25 protein-coding genes, 1 tRNA gene, 3 pseudogenes and 1 riboswitch are annotated in these 25,387 nt (G+C 42.8%); of the genes and pseudogenes, 8 read left to right on the plus strand and 21 right to left on the minus strand.

The window, feature by feature from the left end:
* Positions 1 to 118: 118 nt before the first annotated feature.
* From CVD23_RS01390 to CVD23_RS01415, 5 genes and pseudogenes are all read right to left on the minus strand, one after another.
* Entirely contained in the window at positions 119 to 1,003 is an 885-nt protein-coding gene (locus tag CVD23_RS01390; RefSeq protein ID WP_101664902.1) for a patatin-like phospholipase family protein, read from the minus strand.
* Between the two features lie 332 nt (positions 1,004 to 1,335).
* Positions 1,336 to 2,457 (minus strand): annotated as a pseudogene (locus tag CVD23_RS01395) (vitamin B12-dependent ribonucleotide reductase); the annotation flags it as partial.
* 496 nt (positions 2,458 to 2,953) lie between these two features.
* Positions 2,954 to 3,607: pseudogene (locus CVD23_RS01405) on the minus strand (vitamin B12-dependent ribonucleotide reductase); the annotation flags it as partial.
* A gap of 338 nt (positions 3,608 to 3,945) precedes the next feature.
* Positions 3,946 to 4,740: pseudogene (locus CVD23_RS01410) on the minus strand (ribonucleotide reductase N-terminal alpha domain-containing protein); the annotation flags it as partial.
* A 370-nt stretch (positions 4,741 to 5,110) separates the two neighbouring features.
* A complete protein-coding gene (locus tag CVD23_RS01415) occupies positions 5,111 to 5,947 on the minus strand; it encodes a lipoate--protein ligase family protein (RefSeq protein WP_101664908.1) in 837 nt (278 codons plus the stop codon).
* A gap of 177 nt (positions 5,948 to 6,124) precedes the next feature.
* Between CVD23_RS01415 and CVD23_RS01420 the strand changes: the two genes are divergently transcribed.
* Positions 6,125 to 6,508 (plus strand): rhodanese-like domain-containing protein, encoded by a 384-nt coding sequence (locus CVD23_RS01420; RefSeq protein WP_101664910.1) that lies wholly within the window; start codon positions 6,125 to 6,127, stop codon positions 6,506 to 6,508.
* A gap of 59 nt (positions 6,509 to 6,567) precedes the next feature.
* On the opposite strand, the gene gcvPB is transcribed toward CVD23_RS01420, so the two are convergent.
* Genes gcvPB through gcvT form a run of 3 tightly spaced genes read right to left on the minus strand, consistent with a single transcriptional unit; the run spans position 6,568 to position 10,494 of the window.
* Positions 6,568 to 8,028, minus strand: a complete 1,461-nt coding sequence (gene gcvPB, locus CVD23_RS01425) for an aminomethyl-transferring glycine dehydrogenase subunit GcvPB (RefSeq protein WP_101575639.1) — start codon at positions 8,026 to 8,028, stop codon at positions 6,568 to 6,570.
* Positions 8,021 to 9,367 (minus strand): aminomethyl-transferring glycine dehydrogenase subunit GcvPA, encoded by a 1,347-nt coding sequence (gcvPA, locus tag CVD23_RS01430; RefSeq protein ID WP_101664912.1) that lies wholly within the window; start codon positions 9,365 to 9,367, stop codon positions 8,021 to 8,023. The genes gcvPB and gcvPA overlap by 8 nt, the downstream gene beginning before the upstream one ends.
* Positions 9,368 to 9,387: 20 nt before the next feature.
* The gene (gene gcvT / locus CVD23_RS01435) at positions 9,388 to 10,494 is read right to left on the minus strand and encodes a glycine cleavage system aminomethyltransferase GcvT (protein WP_101664914.1); all 1,107 of its coding nucleotides are present in this window, start codon (positions 10,492 to 10,494) and stop codon (positions 9,388 to 9,390) included.
* 279 nt (positions 10,495 to 10,773) lie between these two features.
* A riboswitch (glycine riboswitch) is annotated at positions 10,774 to 10,864 on the minus strand.
* 178 nt (positions 10,865 to 11,042) lie between these two features.
* Here gcvT and CVD23_RS01440 point away from each other — a divergent pair.
* Both CVD23_RS01440 and CVD23_RS01445 read left to right on the plus strand, forming a co-directional pair.
* A complete protein-coding gene (locus CVD23_RS01440; protein ID WP_101575636.1) occupies positions 11,043 to 12,740 on the plus strand; it encodes a DEAD/DEAH box helicase in 1,698 nt (565 codons plus the stop codon).
* Positions 12,709 to 13,500, plus strand: coding sequence for a YqhG family protein (locus tag CVD23_RS01445; protein ID WP_101664916.1), 792 nt, complete (start codon positions 12,709 to 12,711; stop codon positions 13,498 to 13,500). Before CVD23_RS01440 ends, CVD23_RS01445 begins: the two co-directional genes overlap by 32 nt.
* A gap of 36 nt (positions 13,501 to 13,536) precedes the next feature.
* On the opposite strand, the gene CVD23_RS01450 is transcribed toward CVD23_RS01445, so the two are convergent.
* The 8 genes from CVD23_RS01450 to comGA all read right to left on the minus strand — a co-directional run bounded on the left by CVD23_RS01450 (position 13,537) and on the right by comGA (position 17,810).
* Positions 13,537 to 13,737: a YqzE family protein gene (locus tag CVD23_RS01450; protein ID WP_101575634.1), complete on the minus strand. Its 201-nt coding sequence runs from the start codon at positions 13,735 to 13,737 to the stop codon at positions 13,537 to 13,539.
* Positions 13,738 to 13,847: 110 nt separating this feature from the next.
* Positions 13,848 to 14,225 (minus strand): competence type IV pilus minor pilin ComGG, encoded by a 378-nt coding sequence (gene comGG / locus CVD23_RS01455; RefSeq protein WP_257987866.1) that lies wholly within the window; start codon positions 14,223 to 14,225, stop codon positions 13,848 to 13,850.
* Positions 14,226 to 14,231: 6 nt separating this feature from the next.
* Entirely contained in the window at positions 14,232 to 14,708 is a 477-nt protein-coding gene (gene comGF / locus CVD23_RS01460) for a competence type IV pilus minor pilin ComGF (protein WP_257987838.1), read from the minus strand.
* Positions 14,650 to 14,979, minus strand: a complete 330-nt coding sequence (locus CVD23_RS01465) for a hypothetical protein (RefSeq protein WP_101575632.1) — start codon at positions 14,977 to 14,979, stop codon at positions 14,650 to 14,652. Before CVD23_RS01465 ends, comGF begins: the two co-directional genes overlap by 59 nt.
* Positions 14,966 to 15,400: a competence type IV pilus minor pilin ComGD gene (comGD, locus tag CVD23_RS01470; protein WP_101575631.1), complete on the minus strand. Its 435-nt coding sequence runs from the start codon at positions 15,398 to 15,400 to the stop codon at positions 14,966 to 14,968. Before comGD ends, CVD23_RS01465 begins: the two co-directional genes overlap by 14 nt.
* A complete protein-coding gene (gene comGC / locus CVD23_RS01475) occupies positions 15,400 to 15,702 on the minus strand; it encodes a competence type IV pilus major pilin ComGC (protein WP_101664920.1) in 303 nt (100 codons plus the stop codon). Before comGC ends, comGD begins: the two co-directional genes overlap by 1 nt.
* Before the next feature lie 16 nt (positions 15,703 to 15,718).
* On the minus strand, positions 15,719 to 16,750 hold the full coding sequence (comGB, locus tag CVD23_RS01480; protein WP_101575629.1) for a competence type IV pilus assembly protein ComGB: 1,032 nt from the start codon (positions 16,748 to 16,750) through the stop codon (positions 15,719 to 15,721).
* Positions 16,737 to 17,810 (minus strand): competence type IV pilus ATPase ComGA, encoded by a 1,074-nt coding sequence (comGA, locus tag CVD23_RS01485; protein ID WP_101575628.1) that lies wholly within the window; start codon positions 17,808 to 17,810, stop codon positions 16,737 to 16,739. The genes comGB and comGA overlap by 14 nt, the downstream gene beginning before the upstream one ends.
* Before the next feature lie 174 nt (positions 17,811 to 17,984).
* Here comGA and CVD23_RS01490 point away from each other — a divergent pair.
* From CVD23_RS01490 to CVD23_RS01500, 3 genes are all read left to right on the plus strand, one after another.
* Positions 17,985 to 18,056 (plus strand) — tRNA-Gln (locus CVD23_RS01490).
* A 405-nt stretch (positions 18,057 to 18,461) separates the two neighbouring features.
* On the plus strand, positions 18,462 to 19,163 hold the full coding sequence (locus CVD23_RS01495; RefSeq protein ID WP_101575627.1) for a helix-turn-helix transcriptional regulator: 702 nt from the start codon (positions 18,462 to 18,464) through the stop codon (positions 19,161 to 19,163).
* 83 nt (positions 19,164 to 19,246) lie between these two features.
* Positions 19,247 to 19,492, plus strand: coding sequence for a DUF2626 domain-containing protein (locus tag CVD23_RS01500; RefSeq protein WP_101575626.1), 246 nt, complete (start codon positions 19,247 to 19,249; stop codon positions 19,490 to 19,492).
* Positions 19,493 to 19,578: 86 nt separating this feature from the next.
* Here the strand turns inward: CVD23_RS01500 and CVD23_RS01505 are convergent, their stop codons facing one another.
* Both CVD23_RS01505 and CVD23_RS01510 read right to left on the minus strand, forming a co-directional pair.
* The gene (locus CVD23_RS01505) at positions 19,579 to 20,679 is read right to left on the minus strand and encodes a class I SAM-dependent methyltransferase (RefSeq protein ID WP_101664922.1); all 1,101 of its coding nucleotides are present in this window, start codon (positions 20,677 to 20,679) and stop codon (positions 19,579 to 19,581) included.
* A gap of 154 nt (positions 20,680 to 20,833) precedes the next feature.
* Positions 20,834 to 21,466, minus strand: a complete 633-nt coding sequence (locus CVD23_RS01510; RefSeq protein ID WP_101575624.1) for an MBL fold metallo-hydrolase — start codon at positions 21,464 to 21,466, stop codon at positions 20,834 to 20,836.
* 74 nt (positions 21,467 to 21,540) lie between these two features.
* On the opposite strand from CVD23_RS01510, the gene CVD23_RS01515 reads away from it, so the two are divergent.
* Both CVD23_RS01515 and CVD23_RS01520 read left to right on the plus strand, forming a co-directional pair.
* On the plus strand, positions 21,541 to 22,035 hold the full coding sequence (locus CVD23_RS01515; protein ID WP_101664924.1) for a hypothetical protein: 495 nt from the start codon (positions 21,541 to 21,543) through the stop codon (positions 22,033 to 22,035).
* A 97-nt stretch (positions 22,036 to 22,132) separates the two neighbouring features.
* Positions 22,133 to 22,306, plus strand: a complete 174-nt coding sequence (locus tag CVD23_RS01520) for a DUF2759 domain-containing protein (RefSeq protein WP_101575622.1) — start codon at positions 22,133 to 22,135, stop codon at positions 22,304 to 22,306.
* A gap of 57 nt (positions 22,307 to 22,363) precedes the next feature.
* Here CVD23_RS01520 and CVD23_RS01525 read toward each other — a convergent pair whose 3' ends face one another.
* From CVD23_RS01525 to CVD23_RS01535, 3 genes are all read right to left on the minus strand, one after another.
* On the minus strand, positions 22,364 to 22,690 hold the full coding sequence (locus tag CVD23_RS01525) for an MTH1187 family thiamine-binding protein (RefSeq protein ID WP_101664926.1): 327 nt from the start codon (positions 22,688 to 22,690) through the stop codon (positions 22,364 to 22,366).
* A gap of 56 nt (positions 22,691 to 22,746) precedes the next feature.
* Positions 22,747 to 23,907, minus strand: coding sequence for a hypothetical protein (locus tag CVD23_RS01530; RefSeq protein ID WP_101664928.1), 1,161 nt, complete (start codon positions 23,905 to 23,907; stop codon positions 22,747 to 22,749).
* A gap of 197 nt (positions 23,908 to 24,104) precedes the next feature.
* Complete coding sequence (locus CVD23_RS01535) at positions 24,105 to 25,289, minus strand: M14 family metallopeptidase (protein ID WP_101664930.1); 1,185 nt, start codon at positions 25,287 to 25,289, stop codon at positions 24,105 to 24,107.
* Positions 25,290 to 25,387: the final 98 nt, after the last annotated feature.

Genomic DNA, 25,387 nt, shown 5'->3' on the forward strand with positions numbered 1-25,387 from the left:
GATGACCCGCACGTACGGATCTGTGAGAGGCGCATGAAATTGTTCATGCGCCTACTCTATTTTTAGTTGGCACTTTGTGCATCTATTTTTGTTTACATAAAAAACAACCAAACAAATCTCAATAGCTCCATGACTGGAAAAAGTCTTGGGCGCATTCCTTGCCCAGTTGCATCAGGGCCCGCTTTTTTTCCTCAGTCAATTGAAATTCGGTAGCCAGAAAGCCCTTTGTTGGAATGAAAATAATATTGCGGGCATAATTACGTGAAATGTAGCGGGCATCATGTGCATCCTTCATCGTTTCAAACAGGGCCTCATACAGCTGAAGCGCATTACTGATTTTGTGTTTCGGACGGTCCAGAACATGGTGGCTTATTTTTATCCCTAAAACCGGGCGAACTTTTTTGATGTGTTCCTTATCAAACAGCCACATTGGAAAATTGCTGAGAACACCGCCGTCGACAATAATATTGGTTTCAGAACCGGTTTTCAGCTTAACAGGTTCAAAAAAGAATGGCAGACTGCAGCTCATCCTGATCGCTTTAGCTATCGGGAATGAGCCAGGGTCAATTCCGAATCTTGGCAAGTCGTCCGGCAAGACAAGAAGCCGCCCATTAGATAGGTCGGAGGCAATCACTCTCAGTGTATTTGGGGGCAAGTCGGAAAAAGTCCGCAATCCCTTTACCATTAGTTGTTCGGCAATCCATTTTTCAAGTGCATTTCCCTTATACAAGCCGAGCCTCCAGTAGATGAGGAGCCACTTGGCAATCGGAAAAGGGAGCAGCGTCGTTCTTGGATCCATGAAGGCAGATAAATCAAGTTCATCCAAGCGTTTAAAAATCTCGTCACTGGTATAACCTGCCGTAACTAGGGCGGCTACAATCGAACCGGCGCTTGTGCCGGCAACCCTGACAAACCGGAAGCCCCGTTTTTCAACTTCCTTGTAAGCACCGATCAAGGCAAAACCTTTAATGCCGCCGCCGGAAAAAACGCCGTCTATATACATAGCCGCCACTCCTGTCGATGTCGTCATTATTACATCTTTAAGCAGCAGCAGCTGAAAATAGTACGGCAGACAAGTTGATTATTTTAAGAACTCACATAAAATACTGCACTTCCGCATTTACAGGATGATATTTCCAGTTTGTCCTTTATTTCAAGTCGGAAGCGGACAATCAAGCGCTGTTGCTCGTAAAAAATTAATTGTGGCATAAATGCCTTCATAGTCCCTGCCCTCCTTTCAGCTTGTCGATTTTCATCTGTATGATGAGCAACAGGAAACAGAATATAAAAAAGAGGATAGGGGAAATTCCCCATCCTCTTTTTATATAAAAACGATTATAGACCGCACCGTAATTGTGCATTACAGTTTGTGCATGTATTGCAACCACCGATCTCTTCTACTGTGCCTTTCCGACATACCGGGCAAGTATCGCCAATTTCGGAACCGATTGTTACGTTTGTTGAACGAAGCTCATTGATGGTGTCGACGAGAACGACATGCTGTTTTTTCTTTTCCAGTTTTTCAGCTTGCGTTTCTTCGAATGTATTTTCTTCTGCTTTTAAGGTTAGCACTTGAGTGTCACGTGAGCCGTCAACATAGACTGTGCCGCCTTTTGCGCCGCCGCGGTACAAGCGCTCATACACTTGTTCCACTTGCTCCACGCTATAGCCTTTTGGTGCATTAACGGTCTTGCTGATTGAGCTGTCAATCCAGCGTTGAATGATACACTGGACGTCCGCGTGTGCTTCAGGCGCCAATTCCATAGCTGCTATAAACCAGCTTGGCAGATTTTCTGGGTCTGCTTCCGGATGCTGATCCAAATATTCTTGAACAATATCGGCTTTCACTTCGATAAATTTCCCTAAGCGTCCACTGCGGAAATAGGAGAACGAGAAGTATGGTTCAAGACCGGTTGAAACCCCAACCATTGTTCCAGTCGATCCGGTCGGAGCAACTGTGAGTAAATGTGAATTACGGATTCCGTGTTCTTTAATCGAGTCGCGAATATCCTCAGGCATTTTTTTCATATAACCTGTTTGTGTGAACGCTTCTCTTAAGCGGTTCGTGTCGCCGTCTGTTTGACCTTGCAGGAATGGGAAGCTGCCTTTTTCTTTTGCAAGTTCAACAGAAGCACGGTAAGCCGTGGTAGCGATCGCCTCGAATACTTCGTCGACCAGCTTGTTGCCCTCTTCGGAACCGTATTCTGTTTCACAATAAATCAATAGATCATGTAGCCCCATTACGCCAAGACCGACACGGCGCTCGCCAAGTGCCTGCGTTTTATTTTCTTCAAGGAAGTATGGGGTTGCATCAATGACGTTATCCTGCATGCGGACTCCAACTTCAACAGTCTGCTTTAGTTTTTCAAAGTTAACAGTCTTCGTTTCTTTATCAGCCATTTCAGCGAGGTTGACAGCAGCCAAGTTACAAACGCTGAATGGTGCGAGAGGTTGTTCCAATTTTGTTATCCTAAAGGCTTTTTATCCCTTAGTTCTAACGGTTCAAGTTTCCGTTAGTTCAGCATATCTTTTCATTACACACTTTTTTCAAGAATAATATAAGCGCTTTTCTCCCTCGATCTTCACCAAGAAAAAATCGGGCTTATATAATTTGTAACCAATATCGAAAGTTTGATCTTCGTAACTCCAAGGGATCGCATAAAAATCAAGATATTTGGCATATGCATACTCATATGAACTCCTCAAATAGAATCCTTTATAAAAACCTGCATAGCCCCTATTCATCTCTATTTCTCCTCTGAACAGATACTCAGATTTTTCGATAAGTGTGTAATGTTGCGGCCTCTTGGATGGATTATATTCTGCATTGCAGGTTCACCATCTATGCGTTGCCCCTGACCAAGTTTTTAAACCTGGCCTTCGGTTCGGATTCCCATCTCAGGGTTCCCGCTTCATTCCGCAATTTTTTACGTGAGGCAAATTAAGCTACTCTACCACACGGGTTAGTTGCAACAACCTTCTGTCCGTACGCTTGTGCATTAGTCATGTCGTTGGCATTGTCGATGAAGAAAATGCCTGGCTCCGCTGAGTAAGTTGCACAAATGTTGATTAAATTCCAAAGCTCTTTTGCTTTGATTTTTTTATAGGTGCGGACCTTTTTGCCGAGCTTTTGCCATTCTCGGACATCACCGACTTTATGCCACTCTTCATTATAATATTTCATGTCTTCCGCGTCATAGCTTTCAACATCCGGGAAACGAAGCTCGTAATCGCCTTCGTTTTCGACAGCATCCATAAACTCCTTCGTTAAACAGACAGAAATGTTGGCACCAGTTAAAAATTCCGTGTTGTGAACCGTGTAATTTCCACCCGTTTGCAGCTTCAATTCCGCATCTCGGATGATCTGTTCATTGAAACCGCCAAGCCCTGGAATTTGTTTGTAATTGATGATTCCCTGGTACATGTCTTTTTCCTGCTCGGTTAATGGAGTAAATTTAAGCTTGTCCTTTGCGAGCTTTTTAATCAGTTCATCGTTTGTATTTTCGATCAAAAACCTTAGAATTCGAGGGTTTTGCATTTTTGAAATGATAAATTCAACAATATCTGGATGCCAGTCCGCAAGCATGATCATTTGTGCCAGAAAAATGTTACGTTGATTCGTTAGATCAACTCTCTAAGTCGCCTTAGAGTTCAGACCATATCTTACACTCAAATCAGAGTGTCCTCGCACTTCGGAATCACTTGATTCCTACTCTACTCGCTTCCACTTATTCAGTGTGCTTTCGATGGCCGTTGAACCTTCACCTGTACGGTGCTTGGCTGCTGATTGTCTTTAGCCACTTGTTGTTTTCAAGCATTCACGCTTACCGTTTCCAGTTACGTTGTAGCCAACAAGTCATTTAGGATGTGTTTTTCACAACCATAAAGAGTTTCCAGCAATTCACGAGGTTTATTTATAGACGAGGCACACTGTTATGCTGCTTTACCACGTCTTGAGCCACCCTGCTCGACAAGATGCGTTAATTTCGCAATGTCATCGAGCCAGGATACGGAACCTGACGACTTTCCATTTACACCCTTTGCCAGAGTGTTGCGCGGTCTCAATGTAGAACCATTTGTTCCTACTCCGCCGCCGCGACTCATGATCTCCATTACCTGCTTGCGGTGCTCGGAAATGCCTTCTCGTGAATCTGCTACAAACGGCATTACATAACAGTTAAAGTAAGTTACATCCGTTTCAGCTCCGGCTCCGTAAAGAACACGGCCTGCCGGGATAAAATTTAAGCTCACAAGCTCGCGGTAAAACTTTTCGAACCACTCTTGCCTTTTTTCTTCTGTTTTTTCTACTGAAGCCAAGCCTGTTGCGTTTCGTTTTGCAATTTGTTCATAGTAAATTTCCAGCGGCTTTTCAATAACATCAAGAGAACGCTTAATGACACCTGTCCGCGCTTCTTCCGGGTCGTCGAGAACTGCTCTGAATTCTTCATCGACCAATACTTTTGCAGCTTTGCTTTCCCAGTCAATCTCGAGGATAAAACCAAGGCCGCGCGCCGGGAATTTTGGATCTTCTTTGATAGTAAGAACGACGAAGTCTCCGTTTGACAGCGTAATTTTTTCAGTATCCTTGAACGTGTAACGGTCAAGCATAACCAAACGTGAAACCCCTTTATGTGAGATTTTCATATCAGCGGTGATGGGGTGTACTTGGGGAAATAGCCCAATATCCTTGTTCAATCGTTCTACATCAATACTCATTTTTTGTCGTAACACAACAGACATACAACACAACTCCTTTATCTTTCTAAAGCTTTTTCAACGTTGAATAGGGAAGAATCCCAACTCAGGATGTAAATTCTAGTTGTTTTTCAAGTACCCTAACGTTATCATACCGAAACATAAAAAATCAATATATAGTAGCAAAATTATTTTTAATACCACTATATATTGTGATTAAGACCATAATTTAATTTTTTGTCAAACCTAAGAAAACTTAAAAAAAGGAGAATAAGAGAGCAATAAATAGATTTCCGTGCTAAATCGATAAATTTTAACAAATTTCGCAACTTGCACTTTCTTCGACTAGGTAAAAAGACTTATCGTCATATTTTCCTAATTTTTTTTAAATGACAAAGCAACCCATGCTGCTTTGTCATCGCTTAAAATTCCACTCATTACTCTCGTACCGGTCTTTTGCAATCTTCGTAACATACTCCAGTTCACCCGCAGAAAGCTCGTACGGTTCCAAGTCAATATTAAGCCCATCTGCAAATCCTTTTCTGAATGCATCTTTTGCTTCGGCTAACGAAATCGTGCGGGAGCTGATCTCATTGATCGCAACCGCTTTACTCTTGAACGCTTTCTGCATTCTTTCTTTGACGCGGTCATTCGGATATTTAAATAAGCTGAAAAGTTTATCCTCATCAAGATCAAGCAAAATAGAGCCATGCTGCAGAATCACGCCTTTTTGCCTTGTTTGTGCACTTCCGGCCACTTTTCTGCCTTCGACAACTAGCTCATACCAGCTCGGCGCATCAAAACAGACCGCCGAACGCGGGTTTTTGAGCGAATCTCTTTCTGCTGCTGTTTTTGGGACGGCGAAATAAGCATCAAGCCCTAAATAATGAAACCCTTTTAAGATTCCTTCAGAAATAACGCGGTATGCCTCTGTCACTGTTTTCGGCATGTCGGGATGCTCCTCGGACACAATCACACTGTAGGTGAGCTCATGTTCATGAAGAACTCCCCTCCCGCCTGTTGGGCGCCGCACGAAACCAAGACGATGGTGACGGACAGCCTCCATATCAATCTCTTTCTCAACCTTCTGGAAATAACCGACAGACAGCGTTGCCGGATTCCAGCCGTAAAACCTGATCACCGGAGGGATTTTCCCCTCGCTATGCCAGTCAAGCAAGGCCTCATCAAGTGCCATATTAAAGGCAGGAGACCCGTTTCCTGAATCAATAAAGCGCCAAACTTCTTTTGTCATATGTAAAACCTCTTTTAGGAAATATGATTTTTAGTCTATCAAAATTTGTTAAGAAAAAAAAGAAAGATGAATTGCCTTCTCATTTTAAAAGTTTTTAATCTGATTTCCTTTACTGATAGGACGACGGGCTTATATAATAAAGATTGGCTAGCATTGTCTGAAAGGAGCAAGAATAGATTGGATACACTTTATTTCCTTGTAATTGTCGCTGGAGCGATCATCATATACTCTACCGTGATGTGGCTGTATCAGCGGAGAATTGTTAAAACGCTTACTGAAGATCAATTTCGTGAGGGTTATCGTAAAGCCCAGCTTATCGATGTCCGCGAACCGAATGAATATGACGCCGGACATATCCTTGGAGCCAGAAATATTCCTCTTTCGCAACTAAAAATGAGATTGAAGGAAATCCGTCCGGACAAGCCTGTTTATTTATACTGCCAGAGCGGGATGAGAAGCGGCCGAGCCGCCCAGCTTTTAAACCGAAAAGGTTATAAAGACTTGTCTCATTTACAAGGCGGTTTTAAAAAATGGTCGGGAAAAGTCAAAGCAAAAAAATAATCTCGGATAAGCAGGAACCCGGAGACTGGGAAAACAGTCTCCGGGTTCCTTTTTATTGTTTATGCTTTTTGATAACGCAGGATCGGTTTCCTTGCCGCTGTTGTTTCATCCAAGCGTCCCACCACAGTGGTATGCGGTGCTTCCTGGACAATTTCAGGATTTTCCTCCGCTTCCCTGCTGATTTGAATCATTGCGTCAATGAATGCATCCAATGTTTCCTTCGACTCTGTTTCAGTCGGCTCAATCATCATACACTCCTCAACGTTGAGCGGGAAATAAATGGTCGGCGGATGATAGCCGAAATCAAGAAGTCTTTTCGCAATATCAAGAGTCCGGACGCCGAGCTTCTTCTGGCGTTTTCCGCTTAGGACGAATTCATGCTTGCAATGCCTGTCAAACGGAAGGTCAAAATGCGGCGCCAGCCTTCTCATCATATAATTCGCGTTTAGCACGGCATATTCCGTTACCGCTTTTAATCCATCAGGGCCCATTGAACGAATGTACGTATAGGCGCGGACATTGATACCGAAGTTTCCGTAATAAGGTTTCACCCGGCCAATAGATTGCGGGCGGTCATAATCAAGTACATATTCGTCACCGCGTTTTGTTATAATCGGCTTTGGAAGAAATGGGATCAGGTCTCTTTTAACGCCAACCGGGCCTGAACCGGGACCCCCACCGCCATGTGGACCTGTAAATGTTTTATGAAGATTTAAATGGACAACGTCAAAGCCCATATCTCCCGGACGTGCCTTTGATAGAACCGCATTCAGGTTGGCGCCGTCATAATAAAGTTTTCCGCCGGCACTATGAACAATTTCCGCCATTTCCAAAATATTTTCTTCAAACAAGCCGAGCGTATTAGGGTTAGTCAGCATGAGAGCCGCTGTATCGTCACCGACTACACGTTTTAAATCCGCAAGGTCGACGAGGCCGTGTTCATTTGATTTAACGGTAATCGTTTCAAAGCCGGCAACCGTTGCCGACGCAGGGTTTGTTCCGTGCGCAGAATCCGGGACAATGACTTTCGTCCGCTTTGTATCACCGTTTGCTTCATGGTAAGCACGGATCATCATTAGTCCAGTCCACTCGCCATGCGCACCTGCCGCTGGCTGCAAAGTTACTTCATCCATGCCGGTAATTTCAATTAAATGCTCCTGTAAGTCATACAATAAGCCAAGCGCCCCCTGGACTGAGCTTTCATCCTGAAGGGGATGGATATGGGCGAAACCATTAAAGCGGGCGACATTTTCATTGATCTTTGGGTTATATTTCATTGTGCAAGAACCGAGTGGATAAAAGCCTGAATCGACACCATGGTTGCGCTTTGACAGCGCCGTGTAGTGGCGCATAATATCAAGCTCCGATACTTCGGGCAATTCCGGTTCTTCTTCACGCAAATAGCCAGCTGGAATTAACTCGCTTAAATCTGATTCCGGAACATCCAATTCCGGGAGGCTATAACCGATGCGGCCAGGCTTGCTCTGTTCAAAAATCAGCGGTTGGTCTTGGTTATGCATGGTAATCCCCCAATTCTTTGACGAATGTATCAATCTCTTCTTTTGTTCTCAGTTCAGTTACGGCGATAAGCATGTGATTTTCCATATCGCTGTACTCGCGGCCAAGGTCATAGCCGCCGATAATCCCTTGTTGTAAAAGGAGCTTATTGACCTCTTTAACTGGCTTACTAAGCTTGACAACAAACTCATTAAAGGACGGGCCATCAAAAACAATGTCGAAACCATTTTTCACAAAAGCTGTTTTCGCATAGTAGGCTTTTTGAATATTGGATAGAGCCATCTCTCTGACTCCCGTTTTGCCAAGTGCCGTCATCGCCACTGATGCAGCGAGAGCATTCAGCGCCTGGTTGGAACAAATATTGGATGTCGCTTTATCGCGGCGGATATGCTGCTCGCGCGCTTGCAGGGTCAGTACAAAGCCGCGGCGCCCTTCTTCATCGGTTGTTTGCCCGACAAGGCGTCCCGGTACCTTTCTCATTAGCTTGTTTGTAACGGCAAAATAACCGCAGTGCGGGCCGCCGAATGCGGTTGGGATCCCAAAAGGCTGGGCATCGCCGGCAACGATATCGGCACCGAATTTTCCGGGCGGTGTTAACGCGCCCAGTGCAAGAGGATTGCTGGAGACAACAAATAAAGCCTTTTCAGCATGAATCACTTTCTCTAATTTGTCTAAAGGTTCAATCCGTCCAAAGAAGTTTGGATACTGGATCATCACTGCAGCAATTTCATCCGATATCATCTCTTTAAGTGCTTCGATATCAGTAACACCGTTTTGATGCGGCACTTCAACGACTTCAACATACTGCCCTTTTGCATACGCTTTGACAACTTCCTTTGTTTGCGGATGAACAGTGCTTGAGATCAATATCTTTTTCCGGCGCATCTGGCCTGCACTGAGCATGGCCGCTTCTGCAAAAGCAGTGCTGCCGTCATACATCGAAGAGTTGGCAACATCCATGCCGGTCAGCTCACAAATCATCGTTTGAAACTCGAAAATAGCCTGCAATTCACCCTGGGAAATTTCCGGTTGGTACGGCGTATACGCCGTGTAAAACTCGGAACGTGAAATAACATGGTCAACGATAACAGGCATGTAATGGTCATAAACACCCGCGCCGAGGAAAGATGTGTTCTTTTTTAAGTCGGCATTTTTATCTGCAAGCTGGCTTAGCTCCTTCATCAGTGAGGATTCCGGTTTCGCAGCCTTTATTTTGTATTCACGTTTAAAGCGGACACGCTCGGGAATATCGCCGAACAGTTCCTCAACTGCCGTAACGCCTATTGCATCCAACATCGATTGTTTATCTTGCTCTGTCATCGGTAAGTAACGATGCTTCATGACTGATTCTCCTCTCAAATCTATTTCTTTTCTCTTTTATAAAAAGGTGTAGCTGCCACCTGTGCTTTCAGGCGCTTGCCGCGAATCTCGACCTCAACATTATTTCCTAGCTCTGCATGCTGTGCCGAAAGCAGGGCAAGTCCAATGTTTTTTTTCAATGTTGGTGATTGTGTTCCTGTTGTTACTTCACCGATCTTTTCTTCCCCTTTATAAACAGGATAGCCATGGCGCGGTATACCCCGATCAATCATCTCGACACCGACGAGCTTTCTTGGCACCCCGTTCTCCTTTTGCTTTAAAAGGGCTTCTTTACCGATAAAATCAGCTTGCTTGTTGAGCTTCACAGCAAAGCCAATTCCAGCTTCAAGCGGGGAAATATGTGCCGATAATTCCTGGCCGTACAGGGCTAAATTTGCCTCAAATCGCAACGTGTCCCTTGCTCCCAACCCGCACGGAACGACACCAGCTTCTTTCCCGGCAGCCAAAATCCCATTCCATAAAGCTGCTGCATCCTCTGCACGACAATAAATTTCGAAGCCGTCTTCCCCAGTGTATCCCGTTCTCGACACGAGTGCCTTCTTGCCGTTTAAGTCCACGTCCTCCTGAAATTTGAAGAATCCGATTTCTGACAGATCCACATTGCCAGCAAGCTTCTGCAGCACCGCTTGCGCGAGCGGACCCTGCAATGCAAGCTGGGCAGTAGTCTCCGACAGATTTGTCAGCTCAACACCGTCTATCAGATGATCGTCAAGCCACTTATAATCTTTTTCAATGTTCGCGGCGTTAACCACAAGAAGATAATGATCATCACCCCGTTTATAAACGAGCAAATCGTCTACTGTGCCGCCTGTTTCATAACACATTGCCGTGTATTGGGCTGCACCGTTTTTTAACTTCTCCACATCATTTGTCATCATTTTTTGCAGGAATGCGAGACTGCTTTTCCCCTTTACTTCAATTTCACCCATGTGAGAGACATCAAACAAACCGGCTCTTGTCCGAACTGCCTCATGTTCCTCCTTAATGCTTGAAAATTGAACTGGCAGATCCCAGCCGCCAAAGTCGATCGTTTTAGCGCCATACTCCTTGTACAGATTGAATAACGGTGTGCGTTTTAACTGTGACATGTTTGCTCCCCCTCATAAGTCCGGTTTTATCAAAATTTGATTATGCCAAGATCGAAACCGGCACGCCTGGTTCAATCCAGCCACGTCCGCTCGATTTCGATTCGGAACCGCGAGTAAAGTTCGCTTTAACACTTACGCTTTGAACCAAGCAAAAAAGGACAGAAAACCCCCTCCAATGAATCGAGAAGGTCTCTGTCCTTGCACCTGAAAGTTTACCTTATTAAATAAGGCTTTCCCCTTTGGTGGCTTCGTAATGGCTCGAAGCACTCTCCAGAGCTGCGTCAAACAAGAGTTCTTTTGCCTGAGAGATTCACAATCTGATTGCTTGCTCCTTCGGCGCTGCAAACGCAGTCTCTCCCCTTGTTATCATTCGCATTTATAAAATTTATCAAGTTGTCCATACTAATCTTTATATTGACATCATAACCAGAAACTTCTAAACAGATTTCATAATGTGCAAAATTTCTAAACTTTCAAAGCTATTTTTATCCTACATTAAAAACCGTGTTCGGGCAATATTATTTTATGGAAGAAAAGGAGCTGTAAACATGACCGTACAGATCAAATTTGATTCCACCTGGCATGACGAGTTTTTACAGCGAATTTCGGAAGATGGTCCGTGGGGCAATTGGGAATTGTACAAGCTCGCCGTTGAGATCGAACAACATACAGTGATTCCAGACTTTGAAGGCTTGATCGCACCTGCACACCTTCCTCACTTAACCCCTTTGCCTCACCAACTGGAGGTCGCCAAGCAGGTAATTGAAAACATGAATGGTAAAGCAATCCTCGCTGATGAAGTCGGACTTGGCAAAACGATTGAAGCTGGCTTGATTTTAAAAGAATATATGATTCGTGGCCTTGTAAAAAAGGTATTGATATTAGTGCCGGCTTCATTGGTAACCCAATGGGCAGAGGAACTGAAAAATAAATTTTTCATCCCTGCCGGTACGCAGAGGAAAAGCTATGTATGGGAACAGTATGATGTGGTCGTTTCCTCCATTGACATGGCGAAGCGCAGTCCCCATCGCGAAATTATTTACGAACAAAATTATGACCTGATCATCATCGATGAAGCCCATAAGCTTAAAAACAACAAAACAAAAAACTATCAATTTGTACAAAGCTTGAAAAAACGGTTTTGTTTGTTGCTGACGGCAACCCCTATTCAAAATCGTATTGAAGAAATCTTTAATCTTGTTTCCTTGCTAAAGCCCGGGCATCTCGGGAATGAATCTGCTTTTTATGGAAAGTATAAAAAAGATTCCCGATCTATTAATGAAGACGAGCATTTGCGCGAACTTGTCAATAAAGTAATGATTCGAAACCGGCGGGCAGACACTGGCATCGAATGGACCAAGCGCCATGTTGAAACCGTTCCGATTGAATTTTCAAAAGAAGAACAAGAATTGTATGATGCCATTACGGAATTGCGCAGTGAAGGGGACTGGGTTACGTCAAGCCAGTTTTCTGTGATGACTTTGCAGCGCGAAGCATGCAGCAGCAAGGAAGCTGTATTCTTCACTTTGAATAATATGTATAACCGAAAAGAAAATCCATCCGCAGCATTTGATAACCAAATTCGTTATTTAGCAAGTAAGGCAGAAGCGGTCAACACCAATACGAAGGCTATGAAAGCCGTTGAACTTATCCAAAAAATTAATGATAAGGTGATTATATTTACCGAATACCGGGCCACACAAATGTACTTGCAATGGTTTTTACAGCAATACGGAATCAGCTCGGTCCCGTTTCGCGGCGGCTTTAAACGCGGTAAAAAGGATTGGATGAGAGAGCTGTTCCAGAAACAAGTTCAAGTATTAATCGCGACAGAAGCTGGCGGTGAAGGAATCAATCTACAATTTTGCAATCATATTATTAATTTTGACCTGCCCTGGAATCCGATGCGCCTTGAACAACGGATCGGCCGGATTCACCGCCTTGGCCAGGAGAAGGATGTTATCATATACAATTTTGCGACGAAAGGCACTGTCGAAGAAAATATTTTAAAACTTCTCTATGAAAAGATTCATTTATTCGAAAAGGTCATCGGCGAGCTGGATGATATTTTATCAAAGCTCGAGTTTGGAAATATTGAAGATCATTTAATCGAAATCTTTGGCCAATCTACTTCCGAAGGCGAAATGAGAATTAAAATGGAGAACTTAGCATCGATGATTCAATTTGCTGAAGAATTGAAAGAAGGTGAAAGCGGTGCAGCAGCAGGAAATACATCAATATCTTGAACGCTATTTTATTGCAAACAGCTGTCATATTGAAGAAGACCACCCCGCCTACATGACGGTGCAATTAACAATCGAACTCGATAAAGAGCTTATGAACCGGCCTTATTATTGGCTATACCTGGAGAAAACCGGCGGAACTCCGAATCCGGCTAAACTGACGCTTATCACGAACCCGAAGCAAGTGCCCGAGCAAATTAAAGGAGAAACCATTCATTTCGGCTCACCTCGACTGCATCAAATCTTTCAATCAACGAAAAAGCTCGCACCTTATATTCGGCTGTACGAAAATGCGGCAGGATCGTTTCCAAATCATACTCCGCTGCTGCCATGGCTCGCTGTGAACTTAAAGATTTCTTATCAGTGTGACCGGAAAAGGGACATTTTCAAATCGATTGGCTTGCAACTGGTAAATGGGCAGCTTGTCGAGCAGTTTCACGACAAACTGCTTAATACCGAGCTGACACCAAAATTACCCGACTATACTTTCACATTATCGTCAATGATCATGCCGAAAAGCGGACTTAAGCGCATTGAAAATTATTTGGCCAACGTCATCGAATCCGAAGACCACAGCTGGGCAGAGGAAGCGACAGAACGCTGGCAAAAGGATTTGAAACTGCTGGACCATTTTTATGAAGATGAAGTAGACAAACAGGAAAGTTATGAAACCGAAAAAGAAGCGTTAAGGGAGCAGTATGAACCAATAATAAAAATATCGATCATTAATGGGGGATTGTTTTATTTAACTAACACTTTTTAGCCTTTTTTCGGGGAATTGACGGAAAAAGAAGCAGAATTACTTTCTGCTTCGAGCCTCGTGTTTTCTATTGTTTTTTCCAAGCTGAAAAAGATATGGCAAAATTCCAAACCATCTGATCAGGAAAGGCTGTTTCGTCTCTTTCCGTTCGTCTTTGATCTTTTTTCGCACATCCTTCGGCTGGTCAATATATTTGACGACATTTTGTGTGATGTATTTCACATAATCATTTGTTTTCACCGGGACACTGCCTCCCTTCTTATTCTCTTAAAAGTCTGCCCGATCGCTGCTTTTTTAAACTATCTTCATTGATGAACATTTCCTTGATCGATTTCTATGAAGCATTCCACTTAATTTTTCTCGATCCATTTTGTCATCTTTTTTAAGGAGCTGTCATAATATCCGTAGCTCGTTGTTTCGATACCGGATTTCATCGTTAATATAAAAGTTACTTGCAGAACAGAACCGGCCAACGGCTCTATTTTGTATGCAACCTGTCCGTCCCGAAAGAAATATGTCCCCGCTGGCTCGATTGGCATGTCGCTTTGCAGTGAGTTCTCGACCTTTTTTACTGCACTCATCAAGTAATATTCCTGCTCCAATATGGATTCGGTTTCCTTTAATAAGCGCTGTTCTGCCAGGAAATGCTCGGCATTCAGCGTCAGCATCAACGACAGCAACAGAAAAATCCCGAGCGTAAGCGGATAAGTAAACCCATGTTCGTTCATTGACACTCAGCCAACCTCCAGCCCGATAAACGAATTGGCCGAAAGAGAATATTCCCGGCCATATATGTCCTTAACCAAAATCACCACCCCCTGTGGCAATCCTTTAAATTCAACAGTTGCAACGTTTTGCAGCAGTATTTCATGACCTGCATTATCTACCCTTCTTCTGATCTTTGATCCATATTTCTCATATGAAATGATACTCCCCCCTTTTCCAATTAACAGTTTGTCACCCTGTATTTCAATTCGTTCGCTCATTCTTATTTCTTTTTTTGCCTGGCTTGCAAATACTTCCCATTCCATTGTTTGCAAGCGGGATCCCATTGATTCATCATTTAAAATAAGTTTATAGCTTAAGGGCACAAAGGAGACAATGATCAAGAACACAGCAAAAGCATAAAGCATTTCGAGCATCGTAAATCCTTTATTGCTCAACAGCAGCACATTTACTGATTTTTTTACTGAAGTGGCTTTCAAATTCAACACAGACCTCCGTCCCTGTTGCATTCATCTTTGGGTAAACGTGAAAATTTGTTCCGTTTTTACTTACTTCATAATCGCGAGGAGAGGCTCCATCAGTAACGAGCATTTGCAGCTCTTCATATAGCAGCTGGAGTGCTGCGTTTTCCTGCTGCAAAGTGCTCGACTGCCAAGCTAATTTCATTGCGGCTGGAAGGAGAAAGCTGGCAGCAAGGACCCATGCAGACAGTGACAGCAGCAACTCAGCCAAAAAGAAGCCATTACTCTTCTTCAATATAAAAGCGCCCCTTTCCAATTAAAAACGTTACTCGATAGGTATTGCTGGCAATATCAACAAAAAATGAACCGAATTTAGCGATGCTGCCATCTGCCTGAAACTGAAACCGTAATTTAAGTGTTCCTTCATACACAGTGATTCCTTTCGGATAATCGCGTTTGAGAATGATCTGTTCACGGTTGCGAATATAATAATAGTTATCGCCGGGGATAAAATTGACCGACACTTCCTCTTGATGGGCAATGGCATATTGCTGTGCGAAATAAAGATCACCTGATAATTCAGAGAAAAATATTGATTTCTGTGTGTTGACATAGTGGGGTTTATTTGTGAAGACTAAGACAGAAGCGACAACGAGGAAAATTGATAATACAAATAAAGATTCTATTAAAGTAAATCCGCTTTCGTTTCTTAACATTAAGGGCTCTCCTTGACAGTCCCACCAACGATCTGGATCGGCTTTCCGTTCGGACACGATGTTTCATTGCTATTCAAATACTGTGCTGCAACAAGATCAGCTACTGTTTCAGGCAGGGCGTTTTTTTCAATTTCATAAGCTTGTACCTGTGCCTGAACCATTTTTATGAATGCTTCACAGCCTTTATCCTGGATGTTCGAAGTATGCTTTGTAATATTTGGAATCGTAATAACCAGCAAAACAGAAATGACAAGTAAGACAATCATCATTTCAATTAATGTAAAACCATCTTCTTTTTTCATTATTAGTGCCCCTTTCTTATATACCATCCAGCAAATGAAACATCGGAAGCAGTACTGCCAAGTACATAGATACAATAAGCAAGCCGATTAACAAGTACAAAAGAGGCTGGAGGATCTTTAACGTTTTTTCCGTGAGTGCTTCGAGTCTTTCCAGGCAGAAGCGGCTATAAAAATACAGCTCTTTATCAAGCCTCCCATTTTCTTGGCCATGTTTAATGATCGTTGCCAATTCTTTCTCAAAGATCGGCAAAGAAGCCAAAATTGTCTCCAGCCTCTCGCCTCCGATCAGCTTTCTTTTTATTTCTGCGCCTGCCTGCTTATATAACGGCTGCTGTGAATTTTGTTCAAAAAGGTGTAACGCTTCGAAAATTGACAGGCCCCCTGACAGCAAATAACTCAATTGCACAGAGAAATAATGGGAATACAGCATTTTTAATAGTGGTCCAACATAGGGAAGAACAATCAACTTTTTCTTTTGTTCAAGAGGAGTTTTCTTTCGGAAAAAGACAAAGTGGTAAAGAAATGTACTTGCTGAGACAATTATCACCCCAGCCAAAAAAAGCGGAAGGAGCTTTCCAAACAGATAAACGACCTGTGTGAAAAAGTTTTCTTCGAGATTCATCGAGCGAAATAAAGTGATAAACTTTGGAAGCAACAGATTTTCGACGAAGAAAAATAAGACAATCGTGATAAAAATTAACACTGCCGGATAGTAGAGGAGCTTGAGAAGCCGTTGTAAATCCTTGTTTCTTTTCAACATAATCTCGCTTGCATCCTGAAAAGCCGCGGCCAAGCCACCATGCTGTTCAGCAAAAAACACGTAACCAACAAGATCTTTATGGAAATGAAGCCCGGCCAGTATTTGAAAAAGCGGGTAACCTTCCTTTAACTCAGCGAGGCAGTTTTGAATCTGTTTTTGTTTCTTTTCCGGCAAGTAAAAAATAAGTGATTCAATGGCTTCAGTCAATGGGTAACCGCGCCCAAGAAGTTCACCTGTGCGCTTTAAAAAATAGGCTTGCTCTTCGACAGTCCAGCTATTTCTCTTCATTTGCGAAAATCCAGCGCTCATATTCCGACTCGACTACATATCCCAGCGCGATTCCCTTCATAATTTCTTTTTTTATTGTCCGGTAGGGAGCCGGCTCGGAAGTCTCGCCTTTTGCTTCCTTTAAAGCAGCATAAAGATCGTTGCCCGTCAGCATTTCAAAGACGCTTGCTCTTTTCCATTTGCTATAGGAATAGCACATTGGCGGACATTCTCCTTCGCAAAATGGACAGGCCAATTCAACCAGCCGCTGCGCGGTAACAGCGACAAGCGTCTGTTCAATTTCTAGCCAATTAACGCCGAATTCCATCAACCTGTAAATGGCACCTTTGGAATCTCTCGTGTGCATGGTCGACAGGACAAGGTGACCAGTAAGCGCCGCTCGTACAGCTATTTTTGCGGTTTCGCCGTCGCGGATTTCCCCAACCATAATGATATCGGGATCGTGACGGAGAACCGCTTTTAATCCACTTGAATAAGAGATACCAGCCTTTTCGTTGACTTGTACTTGCAAAACAGATTCTGTTTCCTTTTCAATTGGATCTTCAAGGGTAATGATATTGCGGTTAAGAACGTGGGAAGATTCGTTCAGCATTGAGTATAAGGTAGTCGTTTTGCCGCTGCCGGTTGGACCTGTGAAGATGATCAGGCCGTGTGCATGCTTTAATAGAGCGGTCAATTTTCGGGTCATGCACGGGAATAAGGAAATTTGATAGAAGGGAATTTGTTTGTTCTGGGGCAGGAGCCGGATAACAAGGCTTTCTCGATTGCTGGCAGGGAGTGTGGAGAGCCGGAGCCCGATTTTTTGGCCGTCGATCAAACATGAATAAGCACCGCTTTGGGGACGCCTTCGCTCGCCAATATCCATTAATGCTGTGAATTTAAAGTGGGCAATTAATCGGTCACAATCTTTTTTGGGGAGAGTTTGTCTTGGAATCAGTTTGTTTGCCATGCGGAGCTGGATCAGGGTGTCTTCTTTCCGGGGAATGATATGAATATCTGAAGCATGATGCTGGACTGCATCCTTGATAATCCGATCAGCCAGCTGTTTGATTGATTTCACAACCTTAAACACCGCCTTTCTTTTAGATCATTAGTTTTATTCGACAAACTTATTTACTTCTCCTTCTTTATCGACAATTTTTTTGTATATTTTTTTTCGAAAAACTCCATAATAGTTATTACGCAATTAACATGGTGATTTGTGTACCTTTCCATAATCGCAAAATCCCTCTATTGGGCTATAGCCAAGCGGTAAGGCAACGGACTTTGACTCCGTCATGCGTTGGTTCGAATCCAGCTAGCCCAGTTTTATTAATACGGCTATCAATTGGAGTATTAATTAAAGTTTAATAAGGCAAATCAATAGTTAATTCACTCATCACATCTTCCGCTTTCTTCGAAGTTCCAGCAAATAAACCTCTATTATACACAATGTATACTTTTTATATAATATATGTATAATATTTACTCCTAAACTAGCTCTGTAAATGTGAACATTTTCTAAACATATAGTGATAACAGTGTTAACCTCATTCCAATGCTACGAGCGCTGTATTATAATGGAACTAATTTAAACCTCCGCTTCGGGGGCTTATCCATCCCGCGGATGGGTAGTGGAGCGAATCAAATTTTACGGGCGGTAATGCGTGCTCGGGGAAAATGACGGACTTGCCACCCTTAAGGGAAAAAAATCTGACTGAGGTGAGCTTTGATGGAACAAACATTAAGAGTTACAAATGTTTTATCCGATCCAACAAGGTATTATATTTATCAATACATTACAAAGTGGCACAGAGAAGTGACAGTCCAGGAAATTGCCGACGAATTTGACATCCACCCTAACGTAGCAAGACTCCATTTATCAAAGCTTGAAGATGTGAATATGCTAGTTTCCGAGACAAAGAAAACGGGGAAAGGCGGACGGCCGAGCAGATTATATCGTTTAAGTGACGATGTGATCCAACTCCATTTTCCGTTCCGTGACTACCAGCTCCTTTCAAAAATTGCTCTGCAAACGATGCTTAACCTCGGTGAAGAAGGGAAAAAAGCCCTGTATTTGACAGGGAAGCAATTTGGAACCGAATTGATTGAACAGGAAACAGCAAGAAACTCCCATTCCAGTGAAGAGCTCAGCTTCGACCAGAAAGTAAATATACTGAAGAGTGCTTCAACGATGGCTGGATTTTATCCAGAACTGGAAGCTGGCGAGGACAAAACAAAAATTTACTTTCAAATATTTAACTGTCCGTTTAAGGAGGTTGCCGTTGAGCATACTGAGGCGGTCTGCAATATGCATTACGAATTTTTAAAAGGAATGTTTGAATCTTTGTTTGAATCCGTTGATCTTGTGGAAAAAGAAAACATGCTTTCCGGCTGTGAATCATGCACCTACCAGGCATTCGTCACCAACTAACTACAATCCGATATTTACAATTTGCTTGCATTTATTTTATAATATTGTAATGATGGGACTTGTAGGGTAAAGGAGGGATACATATGGATCGTATGTACAGAGTGTTAGGATTCTGGACGGGTATATTTGCAGTTATGTTTTATTTAGGTGACATGTATGCGATGTCCTTAATTTTCTTTGGTCAAACAGGATTTTTCGTACTTTTAAGTTATTTAAAGCTTTCCGAGCGCATGTATATTTATGTTTTTGGTGCCTATTTAACAATTTTCTTCGCCGGCTTTACCTACTGGACGACCTTTATGATGACGCCGGGTGCTGGCGGCCATTAAATGTGAATACGAAAAAAGCGCTGGCAAGCTTGGCGCTTTTTTTGTGCCAAAAAATCATAACCCGTCCGCACGATTCCATATGCCCGCTATGAAAGCCTTTCAATTAGAATCCTTTCTTCCGGAAAATCAAGCCCCTTTGCCTGGGCAATTACATGAAAAGCAGCACTCATCCCATCAGGCATAATCAGGCTGCGGATCGCCCTGTTCCGCTTACTTGTAGCAGAGAATGGGTTTGGGTCAAAATGGTCGCGAAGCACGTCCAATATGCCGGCAGAAAGCAGAAATTCGTCCTGTCTCAGCTTTGCGATAAACTTCAGGTTCCTCTCATTGCCTTGTTTAATCAACGCATCGAAGTGAACATGGCTTGTAATATCCATCTCACCGGGCCTTTCCAAAACATTATCGACCATTTGATGCTGAAAATAACCCCTCAGGCTGCCTTTTCTCCTTGATGGTTCCTCCCACTCCTCATTTGTATAACCATAATCAACAGTGACCACAATACCTTTTTCCAATGTTTTCGCGATTGCTGAAACGACTTCCGCCATCTGAAGGGGAATTTCAATTCGCTGGCCTTCCTGAAGTTCGAGGTCATATTCGTTTAGAAACGTTGTGATTTGTGAATTTTGCAAAGGGACTGCTAGTTCAATTAGCTTTCCGGTTGATTCCGCAACCATGATTTCGGAAAATTCGCCGTCTTTTTTTTCGATTACATGCACTGGCAATGCATCGTATAACTCATTTGAAAAAATCATTCCAGAGAATGGCTCTATTTCGTCAAGAGCGCTGATTTGCTGACAAACCGGCCCAAGCTCAATTAGTTCCTGCTGGATGCTTCGATGATATGGGCTGGTTTCCACAATAAAATAAGTGAGTGGTGTGTCAGTCAACTTCTTCCACTCATCGATGAATGCTGTGGCAAATCTTCCATTCCCTGCTCCAAGTTCACAAACCTTCGCTGGCAAGTTAATCTCCTTTACAATCTCACTGTACCATTTCGCCACTGCCCTTCCGTACACGTCGGATATATTGCTTGAGGTGATAAAATCTCCGCCCGTACCGATTTTTTTTCCTTCTTTCATATAGTAGCCGAGTTCCGGATGGTACAATGCTGTTGAAATATAGTCAGCATATGTAATCATTTTTGAAGAAGTCGAAAAAATCATATTTTTTAGATAATTTAACAACATCATTACTCCTTTATTATGTTTTCACCATTGACATAGTGTTATCTTTATTATATTGTAAGATTATAGCTTAAACTTATCCCCTCCCATTATGAATAGAACATCCCCCAGAAAACCCCTTCTCTTCTTGAGAAGGGGTTTTCTTTGTCTAGTCTTAAAACCCGTTAAGAAACGGGTTTCCGTCCATTTCAGCGCCAATTGTCGTTGTCGGCCCATGGCCTGGCAGGACTGCGGTTTCTTCAGGCAATGTTAACAAGTGGTCATGAATGCTTTTAATGAGCTGATCATGATTTCCTCCGGGGAGGTCAGTGCGGCCGATGCTGCCATTAAATAAGGCATCTCCTGCTGCAACGAAGTCTGCTTCCTTAAAATAAATGGAAATACTTCCAGGTGAATGACCGGGTGTCTCGAACACCTGAAAATTAAAATCACCGATCGTTCGTTCATTTGCTGCAGCAAGAAAATGGTCTGCCGCTTTTGCACGGATTTTTCCAGCCATAAAAAACTCAGAGCCATTTAAAGTCGGATCGCCAAGCCAGTTCGCTTCTTTTTCATGAACATAGACGGGAATATCAAACATTTCTCTAACCGCATCTACGGCACCAATATGATCAAAGTGCGCATGTGTTAGCAAAACAGCCTGAGGCTTCAATTCTTCCGCCTCAATTGCGCTGAACAGCTTCCCGGCTTCTTCACCAGGGTCAATGATTAAACATGATTTACGGTCAGTATAAATGATGTAGCAATTCGTTTGCAGCGGGCCAAGCGGTATTTGAATCCATTTCACAATTAAACCCTCCATTTGCTGTTTATGCTAATATTATTTTACACTATCTGAAAATAAGGAGGAAGGAGATCGGCATGATTATTCATTATGGTGTTGAAGCAAATCATCTTATTGGACACGTCCCTGAATTTATTGAGCTGGTGCGGCTTGAAACAAGCCCGGCGGATGAGCATGACTCAATATTTATTTATCGGTCAACTGATGCATGTACTCTTGCCAAAAACCTTCTGATTGAAGGTGAGCTTTATGAAGATGTCCATATGCTCATTCTGCTGGCAAACGCAACGACCGAGGATGTCTTTCCCGATTATGGCTTTGTCAGCAAGAAACAAAATCATTACTTATTTAAAAGCATGGTAAGCTGTTTTCTGATTATCAATGGTGATAAAATAGCAATAGAAATGGCCCAACTGCAGATGGAAGAACACCTAGTTGCCAGAACAAAAACAAATGACGTTGAACTGTTTTTTATTACTTTGCATGACCAGGAATTGATCGGCAGAATTGCAAAAGCGTATAACATAGAAGTGTCATTTTTAGATCTCGACAAACCCATTGAAAAATTATAAAATAAATACGAATGTATAAAAAAACCGTTACATACAGGTAATTGAAACCTGAACGAAAAAAGGCTTACCGCGGCTTTAAAGTGAAGGAGGTTTTATTATGGGACTTGTTATTATTTTTGCTTTAGTTACACTCCTGGCAGGTTACGCCAGCTACACTTCTCTTAAGAACAAAAATCTGCTCGGATTATTTTTCGCGCTTGGAACGTTCGTTGTATTTGGCTGGTTTTCGATTATGACGGTCATCCACCATGGTTTTCCAACTGCGCACTAAGCAAAAGCTTTATAAAAAGGATTGCCCGTTTATTACAGGCAATCCTTTTTTATATAGTTAGAAAATCCCTTCACTTTCGAGCAGGGCCTCGACTCTTTTTACCTTCTCTTCCATGCGTCTTTCTATATCCCGTCTATCATCAATGCGAATATTTGTGGCTACCCGGGCAAGCCCTTTCGCAAAGGGGGCTTCGTGCATCGCCTGAATCACTTCAAATAAATCAGCAAGTTCCCCCTCAATAATCGTATTCATTGGGGTCAGCTGGTATCTGATTTTCCCTGTTGTTTCATATCTTTGTAATACCTTTTGAATGTCTGCAACATACTCACTGACACTGGGAGAATCGGTTCCGATCGGGATAACGGTTACATCTGCAATTGCCAATTTGATCACCTCACTGCTTTTTACTCATCTTTTCATAAGAGAGAAAAAATCTCAAGTCAAACGTCGGTTTTGGTTAACGGAATGACCTTCTTTGCGTTCAAAATAAGCAGCTTTTCCAGCTGGTAGCCGACAAGACACATCATCCCGTCCGGGGAACAACTGATAGGCTCATTATCCATCCCCTGAAAATAAATGGTTTCATCTCCGCTTTTCAGATCATGGGAAACGAGCTGAAATCCGCTTGCATAATTGTCCGCTTCACCACTTGAGAGCGGTCGGAATGTAATAAAGCGCCGTGCTGTCTCCATAAAGTCAAAATGGGGGACAAGCCAGCCTGAAAACGTTGATAAGTGTGGAAAACTGATGGAGGCTACTTTCTTTAAATCATTTGATAAAAAGGTATAAATGGCCTGATCCGGCTTCTCCCTGTTTACTGATACCGTGATTAACAAATTCTTGAATGTCGAAACTTCTATGATATTTTCAAATAAAGCGGTCTCCCCGGGTTTGTCGATTTCTTTTTTAACGAGTGGAGCAAGCAGTCCGGGATTGTTTTCATCCCAGTCCAGAAACACAAGCTCTTTGTTGTTCAGCCAATGAGCAAACGGTTCCGGCAAATTCACCTTTGTTAGCTCGCCGCCTGAGACATTTAATAAATAAGTACTGTAAGTCCAGTCCTCGGCGAAAGACGATACAAGAATAGCATTTACATCATATGGATTCCATTCAAGGGCAAGCTCAAATGATTCTATCTGCTTGGAAAACGTTTCTTTTCCAGAACGATCGAGGACAGTGATGACTCCTGCATATGTTGAAGGTGCTGAATGAATCAGGAACTGACGCTTTGATGGACTAATGTGGACATCAACAATCGGGTTCCGGCTTTCATATAGCAGGCTGCTCTCACCTGATCTTAAATTATATGTATAGACGTTGGATCCCTGGCTAAGATTTGTTGTAAACAGTACCGTTTCATTATCAATCCATCCATTGACTCTATTGAAGGCGCCGTCGGGTATTTTAATAGGAGTAATCGCTTGTTCATCCCAAAAGGATGGGGCTGGAGGGTTTTTGCCGATATCCTTTTCCTCTATATCCGAATGGGGTTCTGATTCTTTTTCCTGTGAACAGGAAGATAATATCGTTGTGAAAATGATGATGCAAAACAAAAAAATAAAATTATAATATTTTTTTCTCGTTGTCTTCCTTTTCCCCATTCCCACACCGCCTTTATCAGTTAATAATCAGTACGTTACAGAACCGTGAATGTTACAGATTTTGAAAAATGTTAAAAGAAAAAAAGCCGGCTATCGGCTTTTTCCTAGATCGTTTCATGATCATAGACCGCTTTCACAATTATGTTAATGATAATAGGCGAAAAATACAAGCTATTTCTGGAAATAATAGTGGATTTTCACATATACAGGGCTGCCAGAAATATACCGAGCGCGTCTGTATAGATTTCGTCAAAATGGGATAATGGCAGCGGGTTTATCCCTTTACCAAGCTCAATCGTAAATCCAGGCCGGCGAAAATCCTGAATAAACCAGTCTTTATAGCCAGCATGGCTGTCGACATATTGAACTTTTCTGTAACCGCTTACCCTCGCGAATTCATTTGCGATTATCCCAGACTCCAGAGGTTCGAGCCCTTCATATCCCCAATAAAATTCCTTCCCTTGTGTATGAAAAGCAAGCAGACGATCAAAAGATCTGGTTCTGGCGAGTTCTGCCATCACAACCGCTTCCGGTTCAGTTAACGGGGCAACCCCGGGATAATCTCTCGGCGCCGGTGATTTCGGTTTTCGTGTTTTTTCGATTTCCCAGTTTGCCGGGAATTGATTATTTAAATCAACACCGCGAAGATTTGCTTTCCAGCCAGTAAAGTCCGTGCTCCCCCTGTTTATTTCGATCACTCTTGCCCGCACTTCCTCAGGGGGCCCTGTTACGACCAGATCGACACCGTCAGGATTGACCATTGGTACGATGGACAGATCAACACTGTTGTATAAGTTCATGGTAGTAACGCCTTGGACCGGATTCATATTCGTTAAAGACAGCAGATAGGTGTTTAGAAAACTCATTAATATAGCGGTTGTAATCCATTCATTAGCATGAAAGGAGGCATTTATATGAACTTTACGCCTGCCGCGGCCAAGCTTAATTTCCTGGATCGGCTTTCCCAATACGCTTGAACCGATCGTATTTATGATCATAAACGGATAAACATTCAGCAATTTTTCTATGTCCGTGGCTAATGTATTAAAGTCGTATGGTTTCTTCCCGAACACAATTGGCTCAGTTAACCTTCTCGGCAAAAAGACCGTCTGCCCAATCGTAAGAACATTTGGATTTACAGTTTGGTTTAAAAGGAGCAAAGCATCTACTGACAAATTCCTCGCAGCTGCCAATCGCCAGAAAGTGTCCCCTCTTCTTACTGAATATGTGACTGCAGTAAACCCGGGAATATTGATTTCCTGCCCAATTTGTAAAGAGGTTGCTGTAGCCAGGTTATTTGAATCGACAATCAAGTTCAGCGGCATGCGAAATAGCTGGCTATAATACCAGAGGGAATCCCCCGCGCGGACGCGAACTTTCACTGTTTTTTCACCCCTTCCATTACACCATAATTTATGATCGAAAGGCTTTTAAAATGACTGCCGATGGCCGGGATTTCTCAACATTGAAGCAACTTACC

Origin of the sequence: Bacillus sp. V33-4 (assembly GCF_002860225.1) — a bacterium.
Taxonomy (GTDB): domain Bacteria; phylum Bacillota; class Bacilli; order Bacillales; family Cytobacillaceae; genus Bacillus_BJ; species Bacillus_BJ canaveralius.

Bases quoted from the DNA above. Each gene is read 5' to 3' on its own strand.
- comGG (WP_257987866.1), bottom strand. From the start codon at position 14,225: ATGAACGAACATGGGTTTACTTATCCGCTTACGCTCGGGATTTTTCTG.
- comGD (WP_101575631.1), bottom strand. From the start codon at position 15,400: ATGTTAAGAAACGAAAGCGGATTTACTTTAATAGAATCTTTATTTGTA.
- CVD23_RS01440 (WP_101575636.1), top strand. From the start codon at position 11,043: ATGACCGTACAGATCAAATTTGATTCCACCTGGCATGACGAGTTTTTA.
- gcvT (WP_101664914.1), bottom strand. From the start codon at position 10,494: ATGTCACAGTTAAAACGCACACCGTTATTCAATCTGTACAAGGAGTAT.
- CVD23_RS01495 (WP_101575627.1), top strand. From the start codon at position 18,462: ATGGAACAAACATTAAGAGTTACAAATGTTTTATCCGATCCAACAAGG.
- CVD23_RS01530 (WP_101664928.1), bottom strand. From the start codon at position 23,907: ATGGGGAAAAGGAAGACAACGAGAAAAAAATATTATAATTTTATTTTT.
- comGB (WP_101575629.1), bottom strand. From the start codon at position 16,750: ATGAAGAGAAATAGCTGGACTGTCGAAGAGCAAGCCTATTTTTTAAAG.
- gcvPB (WP_101575639.1), bottom strand. From the start codon at position 8,028: ATGCATAACCAAGACCAACCGCTGATTTTTGAACAGAGCAAGCCTGGC.
- CVD23_RS01520 (WP_101575622.1), top strand. From the start codon at position 22,133: ATGGGACTTGTTATTATTTTTGCTTTAGTTACACTCCTGGCAGGTTAC.
- gcvPA (WP_101664912.1), bottom strand. From the start codon at position 9,367: ATGAAGCATCGTTACTTACCGATGACAGAGCAAGATAAACAATCGATG.
- CVD23_RS01390 (WP_101664902.1), bottom strand. From the start codon at position 1,003: ATGTATATAGACGGCGTTTTTTCCGGCGGCGGCATTAAAGGTTTTGCC.
- comGC (WP_101664920.1), bottom strand. From the start codon at position 15,702: ATGAAAAAAGAAGATGGTTTTACATTAATTGAAATGATGATTGTCTTA.
- CVD23_RS01515 (WP_101664924.1), top strand. From the start codon at position 21,541: ATGATTATTCATTATGGTGTTGAAGCAAATCATCTTATTGGACACGTC.
- CVD23_RS01500 (WP_101575626.1), top strand. From the start codon at position 19,247: ATGGATCGTATGTACAGAGTGTTAGGATTCTGGACGGGTATATTTGCA.
- CVD23_RS01415 (WP_101664908.1), bottom strand. From the start codon at position 5,947: ATGACAAAAGAAGTTTGGCGCTTTATTGATTCAGGAAACGGGTCTCCT.